The organism is Acidovorax sp. GW821-FHT10E04 (assembly GCF_059415185.1).
In genome coordinates this window covers 314,190-326,640 of sequence record NZ_JBWKMT010000004.1, presented here as the reverse complement: position 1 = coordinate 326,640, position 12,451 = coordinate 314,190, and the positions used below count along the sequence as shown (strand labels likewise).

Here is a 12,451-nt window from a genome sequence, read left to right as displayed (position 1 = left end):
CCATGTCCTGGCTCGAAAAACTTCTGCCCTCCAAGATCCAGCAAACGGACCCCACCGAGCGCCGCCAGGTGCCTGAAGGCCTGTGGATCAAGTGCCCGAGCTGCGAGACGGTGCTTTACAAGGCCGATCTGGAGCACAACCAGAACGTCTGCCCCCACTGCAGCCACCACCACCGCATCGGCGCCCGCGCGCGGCTCAATGCCTTCCTGGATGCCGAAGGCCGCTACGAAATCGGCCAGGAAGTGCTGCCCGTGGACGCCCTCAAGTTCAAGGACAGCCGCAAATACCCCGAGCGCCTGAAGGAAGCCCTGGAGAACACCGGCGAGACCGACGCCCTCATCGTCATGGGCGGCGCGGTCAAGAGCATCAACGTGGTGGCCGCGTGCTTCGAGTTCGACTTCATGGGCGGCTCCATGGGCTCCGTGGTGGGCGAGCGCTTCGTGCGGGGCGTGGAAACCGCCATCGAGCAGAAAGTGCCTTTCATCTGCTTCACCGCCACCGGCGGTGCGCGCATGCAGGAAGGCCTGCTGTCGCTGATGCAGATGGCCAAGACCAATGCCGCCCTGACCCGCCTGGCCAAGAAGGGCCTGCCCTACATCAGCGTGCTGACCGATCCGACCATGGGCGGCGTGAGCGCGGGCTTTGCCTTCGTGGGCGACATCGTGATCGCCGAGCCCAAGGCCCTGATCGGCTTTGCCGGCCCGCGCGTGATCGAATCCACCGTGCGCGTGACGCTGCCAGAAGGCTTCCAGCGCGCCGAATTCCTGCAGACCAAGGGCGCCGTGGACTTCATCTGCGACCGCCGCGAGCTGCGCAACACCGTGGCCAGCAGCCTGGCCATGCTGCAGCGTTTGCCCGCTGACGCAGTGATGTAAGTCATCCGCGGGACAGCGGGTCCGCAAAGGTACCTCACGAGAGGATCGCTTCTTTTTTGATAGCTGTCAGCGCTTACCAGATAAGCGCCAGAGGCATATTTGATCACCCACCGGACAGCACGCAGCCGTTGATACCGCGCGGTGCCTGCCAGAGAGGGCAAGGAAGGGCTGCTCCGCAGCGAGGCCCGCGTCCCCCTCATCCCCTTGAGCGGGAAGGCGCCGAAGGCGACTCAGGGGGGTTACCTCATCACGCTGGCCTGCAGATGGCCCAGCACGATCATGGCCACCTGCAGCAGCACCAGCACGGCCAGGGGCGACAGATCGATCCCTCCGACCAGCGGGATGATGCGGCGAAATGGCCGCAACACCGGCTCGCACAGCCGGGCGATCACGTCCGAGAGTTGCGACCGTGCCTGCACCCAGGACATCACGGCATGGACGATCAGGAGGCCGATCAGCCCCGACACCGCCACACGCGCCAGCCCGAACAAGGCAAGCCACGGCAGCCACGCCCATGCGGACGCCGCGCCCAGCAGGAGCGTGAGCAGGAAATACTGCAGCAGTTGCAACAGCGCGGCCGCGACGAGGCTTGACACATCCCAGCGCCCCACGGGCCGAATCACCTTGCGCAGCGGCATGACCAGCCAGTCCGTCAGTGCAAAAACCAGCCCGCCGACAGGGTTGGAAAACGGGATGCGCTGCCATTGCATATACAGGCGCAGCAGGCAGGCCCCCGTGAGCAGGCCACCAACAACGTCGAGCAGGAATGAGGCGATCTGGTAGAGCATGGATGAGACAAAAGCAAGGGGCCGCTGCGAAAGCAGGCTGCGCCATGGGATGATAGCGGGCCAAGGCATTCCCCCATTCATGACACAACCCCTCACCCTGTCATCCTTGCCCCTTTTCCCCCTGGGTTCCGTGCTGTTCCCGGGCGGTGTGCTGGCCCTGCGCGTGTTCGAGGTGCGCTACCTGGACATGGTGCGCAAATGCCATCAGGCCGGTGCGCCTTTTGGCGTGGTGGCCCTCACGCAAGGCCGCGAAGTGCGCCAGGCCGGCGCGCCCGAAGAGCAATTCAACGACGTGGGCACCCTGGCGGTCATCGAGCAGATCGACACGCCGCAGCCCGGCCTGATCACCCTGCTGTGCCGGGGCGGCCAGCGCTTTCGCATCACCCAGCGCAGCCACCTGCCCCATGGCCTGTGGATCGCCGATGTGGGGCATATCGACCAGGACCTGACCGTCGCGGTGCCAGAGGATCTCAAGAAGGCCGCGACGGCGCTCGCGCAGGTGCTCCACACCCTGCACCAGCGTGACCCGGACACCCCGACCGCGATCATCCCGACGGCTGCGCAGCTGGACGACTGCGGATGGGTGGCCAATCGCTGGTGCGAACTGCTGCCCGTGCCCCTGGAACTCAAGCAGCGCCTGATGGAACTGGACAACCCGCTGGTGCGGCTGGAGCTGGTCGGGGACGTGCTCGAGCGTACGGGGATTGCGCCAACACAATGAGCCGCAAACCCGCCGCCATCCCACCCAGCCTCCCCTTTGAACGCCCATGCTGAACCGCATCCTGGGCTGGTCGCGCGCAGCCAAGCGCGTTGTGGTGGTGGCGATGGACGTTTGCCTGGGCCTCGTCGCCATGTGGCTCGCCTTCACGCTGAGGCTGGAGACACCGCACTGGCCCGAAGGCATGCAGTGGCTCGCGTATGCACTGGCCCCGGCCCTGGCGTTTCCCATTTTCGCCAAACTGGGGCTGTACCGCGCGATATTCCGCTATACAGGAATCACGGCACTCATCACCACCGGCAAGGCGGTGGCCATCTATGGAGCACTCCTGCTGGGCTGCCTCCTGGCAGCGCAATGGGAAGGCGTGCCACGCAGCGTCGGCGTTCTGCAGCCCCTGCTGTTCATGCTCCTGGTGGGCTCCAGCCGCGCACTGGGGTGGCTGGCGCTGGCCGGCCACAGCAGCCATGCCCCCTACCGCCTGCTGATCTACGGAGCCGGCAGCGCTGGCGCCCAGACCGCAGCGGGACTGGGCGCCATGCGCCAGTACGTGCTCAAGGGCTTTGTCGATGACGATCCGAGCAAGGTCGGACGCAGCATCAACGGAGTGCGGGTGCATTCCCCCACTGCACTGCCCGAGGTGGCGCGCCGGCTCGCGATCACCGATGTGCTGCTGGCACTGCCCAGCACCACGCGCCTGCGGCGCCGGCAGATCATCGAAAGCCTGCGCCAATTGCCCGTTCGGATACGCACCCTGCCCGGCCTGTCGGACCTCGCCAGCGGCCGGGTCACGGTCACCGACTTCCAGGACCTCGAGATCGAGGACCTGCTGGGCCGCGAACCGGTGGCCCCGGACCCTGGCTTGCTGGGGCGCGATCTCGAGAGCGCCGTGGTGATGGTCACCGGCGCCGGCGGCAGCATCGGCAGCGAACTGTGCCGGCAGATCGTGCGCGAGGGCCCCCGCCAGCTGCTGCTCGTGGATCACAGCGAATATGCGCTGTATTCCATTCACCACGAGCTGCAGGCGCTCGCCCACCAGGGCGCGCACCAGTGCGCCCTGGTACCCCTGCTCGCCAGCGTCAACCAGAAGCAGCGCATGGACGACATCTGCCAGCAGTACAGCCCCACCTCCATCTACCACGCAGCCGCCTACAAGCACGTGCCCATGGTGGAAGCCAATCCGGGCGAAGGCATCCTGAACAACGTGTTCGGCACGCTCAATATGGTGCAGGTCGCGCTGAAGCATGGCGCTCGCCACTTCGTCCTGATTTCCACAGACAAGGCTGTTCGCCCCACCAACATCATGGGCGCCACCAAGCGTGTGGCAGAAATGGTGCTGCAAGCCGTCGCGGCGTCCCAGCGCATGCCTTTCGGGCTCTCGGCCGAAAGCCCACCGGGCTGGAGATGCCCGACACGCCTGTCCATGGTGCGCTTTGGCAATGTGCTGGGCTCCAGCGGCAGCGTGATACCGCTGTTCCGCCAGCAGATCGCGGCCGGCGGCCCCCTCACGGTGACGCATCCCGATGTCACGCGCTATTTCATGACCATCGCCGAAGCGGCCCAGCTCGTGCTGCAGGCGGGGACGATGGCGGACGGGGGCGACGTATTCCTGCTGGACATGGGCGAGCCGCTACAGATCCTGGACCTCGCGCAACGCATGGTGGCCCTGTCGGGCCTGACAGTGCGCGACGACCAGCACCCCGAGGGCGACATCGAAATCGTCTTCACGGGATTGCGCCCCGGCGAGAAACTCTTCGAAGAGCTGCTGATTGGAGACAACCCGCTGCCCACCGTCCACCCCCGCATACTGCGGGCCCGCGAGGAGTTTCGCCCCTGGGCCGAACTGCAGGCCCTGCTGCAGTCACTGCAGCAGGCCGCGCGCGATGGCGATCGGGCCGCCATGACGGCCCTGCTGGGCCAGCTGGTGCCGGGCTACCGTCCTGAAACACAAGCACTGCCATGAAGCCGGGACTCCTGCGGGCAACGCTGACCCTGCTCACGGGCAGCGTTGCGGCCCACGCCATTCCACTCGTGCTGGGCCCGGCGCTCACGCGCCTGTACAGCCCGGAGGCCTTCGGGCAGTTCGCGCTGCTGTGGGCGTTGGCCACCAACATGGCGGTGGTCGGCTGCGCGCGCTACGAATTCGCACTCCCCCTGGAATCCACGGAGCCACGGGCTGCCGAACTCATGGCTTTGTGCGCGCGCGTGCTGCTCGCGGTGACGGCGGCTTCCGCCGCAACTGCTGCCGTGCTCATGCTCTGGCAACCCATGCCGATGGCCTGGGCACTGCCCTTCGCGGTGCTGGCGGGCGGCGCCATGCAATGGCTCACCATGTGGGCCACCCGGTCGCAGCGTTTTGGACTGCTGTCGGCGGCAAGGCTGCTGCAGCAAGGTGGGGGCGCCATCCTGCAGCTCGTGCTCGGCCTGCTGAAGGCCGGCCCCCTGGGCCTGGTGCTCGGGGCCACGCTGGCCAGCCTGGGAGGGGCTTGGATGCTGGCCCGGCCGGCGCCAGCCGGGGGCTGGACGGCCATGTGGCGCCAGCCCCTTGCCAGGCTGCGGTCCATGGCCCTGCAGCACAAGGACTTCCCGCTGCTCAACACGCCACACGCGTTCATGGGTGCGCTGCAGGATACGCTCACGCTGGTGCTGGTGGCGGCGTGGACAGGGGACGCCTCAGCGGGGTTCTGGGCCCTGGCACTGCGCTATCTCAAGGCCCCGGCAACCCTCGTCGGGGGTGCGCTGTCGCAAACCCTGTACCCGCGCCTTTTGAAGGCAGAGAGCCCTGGCGACGCCCGGGCGCTGGTGCGCCGGGCCATGCTGGGGCTCGCTGCCCTGGCCTGCCCGCTCGCGGCGATCCTTCTCCTCTGGGGGCCGGATATTTTCGCCCTGGCCTTTGGGGCAAGATGGGCCCAGACGGGGGAACTTGCACGGGCCATCGCCCCGTACATCGCCCTGCACTTCGTGGCGTCACCCCTCGCCGTGGTCACCATGGCCTGGAATGCACAGGCCTGGGCGCTGCGCCTGGCATTGATCGGACAATGCCTTTTCTTCGCCGGACTGCTGCTGGGCCTGTACCTGGGCGGCCTGCAAGGTGCCGGATGGGGCGTGTCAGCGAGCATGCTGGCCTACTTTGCCTATTATTTCTGGGTGTTGGCGAACTGGAGGGAGGTGCCCCATGAGAGCCGTGTTTAACCGATGGCGCCGCCGCCTCTGGCATGCGCTGCTCCATCGCATCGTCTTCGGGGAAAGCAACCACCTCGGCCAGCCTCTGCCAAACACCCGCATCGCCCCCAGCACCTGCATCGAGGGGGAGCATGCACTGCGGCTGGCAGACCACGTGTTCATCGGCCAATTCAATTTCATCGACGCCACAGCGGGCCTGCAGATTGGGCAAGGGGTCCAGATCACCAACTTCGTCAGCATCGTGACGCACAGCTCCCACCGCGCCATTCGCCTCCTGGGCAGCGGCTACGCAGTCCACGAGGGCTCCAAGCCTGGCTACATCAGCGCGCCCATCGAGATCGGCGCCTACACTTTCATCGGCCCCCACAGCCTGATCGAAGCCGGCACGCGCATCGGCAAGGGGGTGGTGGTGTGTGCCTACTCGCAGGTGCGCGGCGAGGTGCCCGACTTCGCCATTGTTGCGGGGGTCCCGGCGCGCCAGATCGGCGACGTGCGCGAACAGGATGAGCGCCTGCTTTCGCAGCATCCAGAACTGCGCCCGCACTACGAATCCTGGACGCGGACGATCTGACATGGCAACACACCTGTGCCTCCTGGGTGATGCCACCAGCCCCCATGTTCAGCGGTGGGCGCGGGAAATGCTCCAGCGTGGCTACCGCGTTTCGCTGATCACGGCACGCCCCGCGTCCATCGATGGCGTCACCGTGCGGGCCATCCGGCCCGTGCACCGCTCGCTCGACTGGCTGTTCCGTGTCCGGGAAACCAGGCGCCACGTGGCCGAACTGGCCCCCGACCTCCTGCATGCCCATTACGTCACCTCCTACGGCTATCTGGCCGCACGTTGCGGCAAACATCCGCTGGTGATGACCGCCTGGGGAAGCGACCTGTTGGTGACCCCCGGCAAGAGCGCCTGGATGCGCTGGCTGACCGGCTGGATACTGCGCCAGGCCGACCTCATCACCGGCGACTCCGCCAGCCTGATGAGCGCAGTGGCCCAATTCCAACCCCGCTGCACCACCGAGGAAATCCACTGGGGGGTGGAACTGCAGCGCTTCCACCCCGTTCCCTGGAGCCACAAGCAAGGCAGCCAGCTGGTGAGCCTGCGCGCCTGGGAACCCAACTACAACATCGACACCATCATCGAGGCATTCGCTCTTCTGCAGGCGCGGTTGCCCTCGGCCGACCTGCGCTTGCACCTGCTCGGAGGAGGCAGCATGGAAAGCGCCCTGCGCAGCCAGGTGCACAAGGCGCAGCTGGACAACAAGGTGCAGTTCCACGGCCGACTCGATGATGCGGGCATGACCCGGGTACTGGGCGAAGGCAAGATATCTGTCTCGGTGCCCAGCAGCGACGCAACATCCGTCGCCATGCTGGAGAGCATGGCGTGTGGCCTCGCGGTGGTCGCCAGCGAACTGCAGGCCAACCGGCACTGGATCGACCCGCAGTGGCTGGTTGAGGCGGGGAACGCCACAGCGCTCGCCGCCCGGCTGGAAGCCCTGATCGCCAACGACACCCTGGCGGAACAAGCCGGCCTGCACAATGCCACCCGCATCGCCCAGGACGGCGACCGCGCGGTACAGATGAACCGCATGCACGCGCTGTACCAGCAGTTGCTCCGTACACCTTGAACTCCATGCCCAAAGGCCCTGAATTGGACACATTGCTCAGCGTCATCGTGCCGTGCCGCAATGAGCGCCAGTACATCGACGCTTTCTGCGACTCGGCCCTCCGCCAGCAACTGCCGGCGGGCTGGCGCATGGAAGTGCTGATTGCAGACGGCGACAGCGATGACGGCACGCGCGATCACCTCCTGCAGCGCTGTGCTGCGGACCCACGGCTCGTTCTGGTGGACAACCCCGGCCGCATTGTCTCCACCGGTCTCAACGCCTGCATTGCCCGCGCGCGGGGCGGCACCATTGCCCGCATGGACGTGCACAGCCAGTTTGCCCCCGACTACCTTGCGCAGTGCATCGAGGCGCTCGAACGCACCCGCGCTGACAACGTGGGCGGCCCGTGGGTCGCCCAAGGAACGGGCCCCACCGGGGCCGCCATCGCCGCCGCCTTTCAGTGCCGCTGGGTGGTGGGAGGAGCGCGCTCGCGCGATGACCAGTACGAAGGCGAGGTGGACACCGTCTACCTGGGATGCTGGCCCCGCAGCGTGTTTGACCGGTTCGGACTGTTTGACGAAGCCTTGGTGCGCAACCAGGACGACGAGCACAACCTGCGCATGCGCCTGGGGGGGGCACGCATCTGGCAGAGTCGGCTCATCCATTCCACCTACCACCCGCGCAATTCGCTGCGGCACCTGTTCGCGCAACAACGGCAGTACGGCTACTGGCGGCCTTTTGTGATGCGCAAACATGGGCAGCCAGGCTCCGTGCGGCAGCTGGTGCCTGCAGCATTTGTGGCCAGCGCGGTGGCCAGCGCCGTGGTGTTGCCCTGGTCCGCCTGGCCCGGGGCCGCGCTGGGCCTCGCCTACGCAACCTATCTTCTGGCGGCATCGGTGGCGGCAGCCCGATCGGCCCGCAACTGGGGGCTGCTGCCCCGCCTCCCGGCGACGATTGCGGCGTTTCATGTGGGCTACGGCCTGGGCACCTGGCGAGGGCTGTGGGACGTTGCACGCTCGCGCGCGCCTTCCTCCGACTTTGCACGCATCACGCGATGACCGACAACGAACCCCAGGCCGTCAAGGCCCGCTACGCACGGCGCGACCCAGCGGCCGATGAAGCCCGCTACAGCCTGTATGCCAATGCGGCGGCGCTGCAGGCGCAGCAGGAGCGCCTGCGCGCCATGGCACGCATCTGGCGGGCCCACGGCTGGAGCAGCCTGGCCCAGCGGCCCATGCTAGAGGTTGGCTGCGGAAGCGGGGGCAATCTGCACGACCTGGTGCGGCTGGGTGCCACCCCCGCCTGCCTGACGGGCCTGGAGCTTCTTCCCGAACGAGCCGCCGCAGCGCGCGCCTCGCTGCCAGCGGACGCGGCCATTGTGGAAGGAGATGCCGTCTTGGCCCCGGTGCAGCCTGCCAGCCAGGATGCCGTGCTCGCCTTCACGCTCTTCAGCTCTTTGCTCGACGAGGGCTATCGCCGCCATCTGGCCCAGGCGATCTGGCAATGGGTCGCGCCCGGCGGCGGAGTGCTGGTCTATGACTTTGTCGTCAACAACCCTGCCAATGCCGATGTGCGAGGCATGCCCCTGCGCGAATTGAAAACGCTGTTTCCCGCCGCGCAGATACACTCGTGCCGCCTTACCCTGGCGCCCCCGCTCGCGCGGTGCCTGCCCCCACCGATGATTCCTCCCGCATCCACCTTGCTCTGGTTCCTGCGCACCCACCGCCTGACCTGGGCCGTGAAGCCCCGCTGAGCACCGCCTGCCCGTCTGGACGCCCTCCATGCCCCACCCTTCTTCCCCTGACCTGCCCTTCCTGCCGTTCGCCCGCCCCGATATCGGTGCTGCGGAAATCGATGCCGTCAGCGCAGCCCTGCTTTCGGGGTGGGTCACGACCGGGCCCAAGACCAAGGAGTTCGAGCAGGCATTCGCCGCCTTCCTGGGGGGCGGCGGGCTCCAGAGCCTTGCCGTCAACTCCGCCACGGCGGGTCTGCACCTTGCGCTGGAAGCCCTGGGCATCGGCCCCGGCGACGAGGTGATCGCGCCCACACTGACCTTCACCGCCACCGTGGAGGTGGTGCGCTACCTGGGCGCCGAACCGGTACTGGTGGATGTGGACCCGGTGACCCTCAACATCGACCCGGCCAAGGTGCGCGCCGCCATCACGCCCCGAACAAAAGCCATCATGCCCGTGCACTACGGGGGCCTGGCCTGCGACATGGACGCCATCCTGTCCATCGCCAAAGAACACCAGCTCAAGGTGGTGGAAGACGCAGCCCATGCCTTGCCCACCACCTGGCGCGGCACCCTGGTGGGACAACTGCAGTCCGATGTCACGGTGTTCAGCTTCTACGCCAACAAGACCATCACCACCGGAGAAGGCGGCATGGCGATGACGCGCGACCCGGAGCTCGCCAAGCGCATGCGCGTGATGCGCCTGCACGGCATGAACCGGGATGCCTTCGACCGCTTCACGTCCAAGACGCCCGCCTGGTACTACGAGGTGGTGGCTCCGGGATTCAAGTACAACATGACGGACGTTGCAGCCGCCATGGGCGTGGAGCAACTGGCGCGGCTGCCGCAATTCGTGCAGCGACGGCAAGACCTGGCAATCCGCTACCACGAACAGCTGGCGCCCCTGCCCCTGACCTTGCCAGCCACTGCGCCACCAGGCGACACCCATGCGTGGCACCTCTATGTCATCCGGCTGCGGGCGGACGCGCCACTGGGGCGTGACGAGGTCATCCAGGCACTGTCGGACAGGGGCATCGGCACCAGCGTGCACTATGTGCCGCTGCACCGGCACCCGTACTGGCGCGACCGGTACCAATTGACGCCCGCCATGTTCCCCCAGGCCGATGCAGCCTACCAGGCCATGATCAGCATCCCCTTGTTCACCGCCATGAGTGACAGCGACCAGGACCGCGTGATTGCAGCGCTGCACGAGGTGCTGCGCTGACATGCCCAAGCGGCTGTTCGACCTTTTCTTTGCTGCCCTCGGCTTGCTGCTGCTCGCCCCCGTGCTGCTGGCCGTGGCACTGTGGGTGGTGCGGGATTCGCCCGGTCCAGCATTCTTTCGCCAGCAGCGCGTGGGCCGCGCAGGCAGGTTGTTCCGCATCTACAAGTTCCGCACCATGCACCCGCGCGCCGAAGCCTTGGGCCCGGCGATTACCGTAGGGGCCGATGCCCGCATTACCCGGGCCGGCCACTGGCTGCGGCGCACCAAGATCGATGAATTGCCCCAGCTTTTCAACGTGCTGCTGGGCCACATGAGCCTCGTCGGCCCCCGGCCTGAGGTGCCGCACTATGTCGCGCTCTACCCGGATTCCGTGCGGGAACTGGTGCTCAGCGTGCGGCCGGGCATCACAGACCGCGCCTCCATCGAATTCCGCGACGAAAGCACCTTGCTGGGCCAGAGCGGCGATCCGGAGCGCACTTACGTGGAGCAGATCCTGCCCATCAAGCTCCGCTACGCCGCCGACTACGCCCGCTCGCACACGCTCTGGACCGACCTGAAGATCATCGCCGGAACGGCATCCGCGCTGTGGAGCGACCGTCCGTCCAGGGGATAAGGACCAGTCGGCACCCCGTAGCCGATAAAATCAGGGGTTTGGCTGAACCCAGCCCCAAAATTTCACGCCCCCGCACCGACGGCACCTATGTCAGACCAAAACCACGCCCCCGCTCCCCAGGACGAAAACCAGCTCATCGCCGAGCGCCGCGAAAAGCTCCGCGCTCTGCGCGAGGCCCAGGCCAACGGCGGTGGCGTTGCCTTCCCAAACAACTTCAAGCCCGGCCACAAGGCCGCCCAGTTGCACCTGGAGCACAGCGCTGCCACGAACGAGGCCCTGGAAGCCACGCCGGTGAACGTCTCGGTGGCCGGCCGCATGATGCTCAAGCGCGTCATGGGCAAGGCCAGTTTTGCCACGGTGCAGGATGGTTCGCTGGGCGACGTGGGCGGGCGCATCCAGCTTTACGTGACCCGCGACGCCGTGGGCGAAGAGCTGTATGCCGCCTTCAAGCACTGGGACCTGGGCGACATCGTGGGCGCCGAAGGCACGCTCATGAAGACCAAGACGGGCGAGCTGTCGGTCAAGGTGACCGGCCTGCGCCTCTTGACCAAGAGCCTGCGCCCCCTGCCCGACAAGTTCCACGGCATGGCCGACCAGGAGCAGAAGTACCGCCAGCGCTATGTGGACCTGATCACCGACGAGCAGGCCCGCAAGCGCTTCATGGCGCGCAGCAAGGCGGTGAGCGGCCTGCGCGAGTTCATGGTGGGCCACGGCTTCCTTGAAGTCGAAACGCCCATGCTGCACCCCATCCCGGGCGGCGCCAATGCCAAGCCGTTCGTCACGCACCACAACGCGCTGGAGCAGGAGATGTACCTGCGCATCGCGCCCGAGCTGTACCTGAAGCGCCTGATCGTGGGCGGTTTCGAGCGGGTGTTCGAGATCAACCGCAGCTACCGCAACGAGGGCATCTCGGTGCGCCACAACCCCGAGTTCACCATGATGGAGTTCTACGCGGCGTACTGGAACTACCTGGACCTGATGGACTTCACCGAGACGCTGATCCGCGAAGTGGCGCTCAAGGCCACGGGCTCGCTGCAAATGACCTACCAGGGCCGCGCCGTGGACCTGACGCAGCCGTTCGCGCGCCTGACCATCCGCGAAGCGATCTTCCAGTACACCGAAGCCGGCGCCCATGTGGACGATGCCGCGTGGCTGGTCAGCGCGCTCAAGAAGCTGGGCATGACCGAGGAGAAGGACAAGCTCTCGGCACGCACGCTGGCCAGCCTGCAGGTGCTGTATTTCGAAGAAACGGTGGAAGACAAGCTCTGGCAGCCGACGTTCATCATGGAGCACCCGACCGAGATCTCGCCACTGGCACGCGCCAACGATGCCCGCCCCGAGGTCACCGAGCGTTTCGAGCTGTACATCACGGGCCGCGAGTTCGGCAACGGCTTCAGCGAGCTGAACGATGCCGAAGACCAGGCCGCGCGCTTCCATGCCCAGGTGGCCGCCAAGGACAGCGGCGACGACGAGGCCATGTTCTACGACCATGACTTCGTGCGGGCGCTGGAATACGGCATGCCCCCCACGGGGGGTTGCGGCATCGGCATCGACCGCCTCATGATGCTGCTGACCGACAGCCCCAGCATCCGCGACGTGATTCTTTTCCCAGCGCTGCGCCGGGAGTCCTGAGACCGCATCCGCAGCGCCCGGCCGCCACGTCCGCCTGATCGCGCCGTTTCACAGGACACACCAGGAGCCACCGTGCCATTC

The 12,451-nt window shown here is 66.8% G+C and carries 12 protein-coding genes; 11 read left to right on the top strand and 1 reads right to left on the bottom strand.

The window, feature by feature from the left end:
* Nucleotides 1-2 precede the first annotated feature (2 nt).
* Complete coding sequence (accD, locus tag AC07OC_RS14935; protein WP_218295573.1) at nt 3-875, top strand: acetyl-CoA carboxylase, carboxyltransferase subunit beta; 873 nt, start codon at nt 3-5, stop codon at nt 873-875.
* A 239-nt stretch (nt 876-1,114) separates the two neighbouring features.
* On the opposite strand, the gene AC07OC_RS14930 is transcribed toward accD, so the two are convergent.
* Nucleotides 1,115-1,663, bottom strand: a complete 549-nt coding sequence (locus tag AC07OC_RS14930) for a YggT family protein (RefSeq protein WP_218295574.1) — start codon at nt 1,661-1,663, stop codon at nt 1,115-1,117.
* 79 nt (nt 1,664-1,742) lie between these two features.
* On the opposite strand from AC07OC_RS14930, the gene AC07OC_RS14925 reads away from it, so the two are divergent.
* From AC07OC_RS14925 to lysS, 10 genes are all read left to right on the top strand, one after another.
* Nucleotides 1,743-2,384 (top strand): LON peptidase substrate-binding domain-containing protein, encoded by a 642-nt coding sequence (locus tag AC07OC_RS14925; RefSeq protein ID WP_218295575.1) that lies wholly within the window; start codon nt 1,743-1,745, stop codon nt 2,382-2,384.
* Nucleotides 2,385-2,430: 46 nt separating this feature from the next.
* On the top strand, nt 2,431-4,341 hold the full coding sequence (locus AC07OC_RS14920; protein ID WP_218340118.1) for a polysaccharide biosynthesis protein: 1,911 nt from the start codon (nt 2,431-2,433) through the stop codon (nt 4,339-4,341).
* Nucleotides 4,338-5,570: a lipopolysaccharide biosynthesis protein gene (locus AC07OC_RS14915; protein ID WP_218340117.1), complete on the top strand. Its 1,233-nt coding sequence runs from the start codon at nt 4,338-4,340 to the stop codon at nt 5,568-5,570. Before AC07OC_RS14920 ends, AC07OC_RS14915 begins: the two co-directional genes overlap by 4 nt.
* Entirely contained in the window at nt 5,554-6,132 is a 579-nt protein-coding gene (locus tag AC07OC_RS14910; protein ID WP_218340116.1) for an acyltransferase, read from the top strand. Before AC07OC_RS14915 ends, AC07OC_RS14910 begins: the two co-directional genes overlap by 17 nt.
* Nucleotide 6,133: 1 nt before the next feature.
* On the top strand, nt 6,134-7,189 hold the full coding sequence (locus tag AC07OC_RS14905; RefSeq protein ID WP_218340115.1) for a glycosyltransferase: 1,056 nt from the start codon (nt 6,134-6,136) through the stop codon (nt 7,187-7,189).
* Between the two features lie 5 nt (nt 7,190-7,194).
* On the top strand, nt 7,195-8,226 hold the full coding sequence (locus AC07OC_RS14900) for a glycosyltransferase family 2 protein (RefSeq protein WP_218340114.1): 1,032 nt from the start codon (nt 7,195-7,197) through the stop codon (nt 8,224-8,226).
* Nucleotides 8,223-8,921 carry a class I SAM-dependent methyltransferase gene (locus AC07OC_RS14895; protein ID WP_218340113.1) on the top strand — a complete coding sequence of 233 codons (699 nt, stop codon included), beginning with the start codon at nt 8,223-8,225 and terminating at the stop codon, nt 8,919-8,921. The genes AC07OC_RS14900 and AC07OC_RS14895 overlap by 4 nt, the downstream gene beginning before the upstream one ends.
* 28 nt (nt 8,922-8,949) lie before the next feature.
* Entirely contained in the window at nt 8,950-10,125 is a 1,176-nt protein-coding gene (locus AC07OC_RS14890) for a DegT/DnrJ/EryC1/StrS family aminotransferase (RefSeq protein ID WP_218340112.1), read from the top strand.
* A gap of 1 nt (nt 10,126) precedes the next feature.
* Complete coding sequence (locus tag AC07OC_RS14885; protein WP_218340111.1) at nt 10,127-10,738, top strand: sugar transferase; 612 nt, start codon at nt 10,127-10,129, stop codon at nt 10,736-10,738.
* A gap of 87 nt (nt 10,739-10,825) precedes the next feature.
* Nucleotides 10,826-12,370 carry a lysine--tRNA ligase gene (gene lysS, locus AC07OC_RS14880; protein ID WP_218295584.1) on the top strand — a complete coding sequence of 515 codons (1,545 nt, stop codon included), beginning with the start codon at nt 10,826-10,828 and terminating at the stop codon, nt 12,368-12,370.
* Nucleotides 12,371-12,451: the final 81 nt, after the last annotated feature.

Bases quoted from the DNA above. Each gene is read 5' to 3' on its own strand.
- AC07OC_RS14915 (WP_218340117.1), top strand. From the start codon at position 4,338: ATGAAGCCGGGACTCCTGCGGGCAACGCTGACCCTGCTCACGGGCAGC.
- AC07OC_RS14890 (WP_218340112.1), top strand. From the start codon at position 8,950: ATGCCCCACCCTTCTTCCCCTGACCTGCCCTTCCTGCCGTTCGCCCGC.
- accD (WP_218295573.1), top strand. From the start codon at position 3: ATGTCCTGGCTCGAAAAACTTCTGCCCTCCAAGATCCAGCAAACGGAC.
- AC07OC_RS14905 (WP_218340115.1), top strand. From the start codon at position 6,134: ATGGCAACACACCTGTGCCTCCTGGGTGATGCCACCAGCCCCCATGTT.
- AC07OC_RS14900 (WP_218340114.1), top strand. From the start codon at position 7,195: ATGCCCAAAGGCCCTGAATTGGACACATTGCTCAGCGTCATCGTGCCG.
- AC07OC_RS14895 (WP_218340113.1), top strand. From the start codon at position 8,223: ATGACCGACAACGAACCCCAGGCCGTCAAGGCCCGCTACGCACGGCGC.
- lysS (WP_218295584.1), top strand. From the start codon at position 10,826: ATGTCAGACCAAAACCACGCCCCCGCTCCCCAGGACGAAAACCAGCTC.
- AC07OC_RS14920 (WP_218340118.1), top strand. From the start codon at position 2,431: ATGCTGAACCGCATCCTGGGCTGGTCGCGCGCAGCCAAGCGCGTTGTG.
- AC07OC_RS14930 (WP_218295574.1), bottom strand. From the start codon at position 1,663: ATGCTCTACCAGATCGCCTCATTCCTGCTCGACGTTGTTGGTGGCCTG.
- AC07OC_RS14885 (WP_218340111.1), top strand. From the start codon at position 10,127: ATGCCCAAGCGGCTGTTCGACCTTTTCTTTGCTGCCCTCGGCTTGCTG.
- AC07OC_RS14910 (WP_218340116.1), top strand. From the start codon at position 5,554: ATGAGAGCCGTGTTTAACCGATGGCGCCGCCGCCTCTGGCATGCGCTG.
- AC07OC_RS14925 (WP_218295575.1), top strand. From the start codon at position 1,743: ATGACACAACCCCTCACCCTGTCATCCTTGCCCCTTTTCCCCCTGGGT.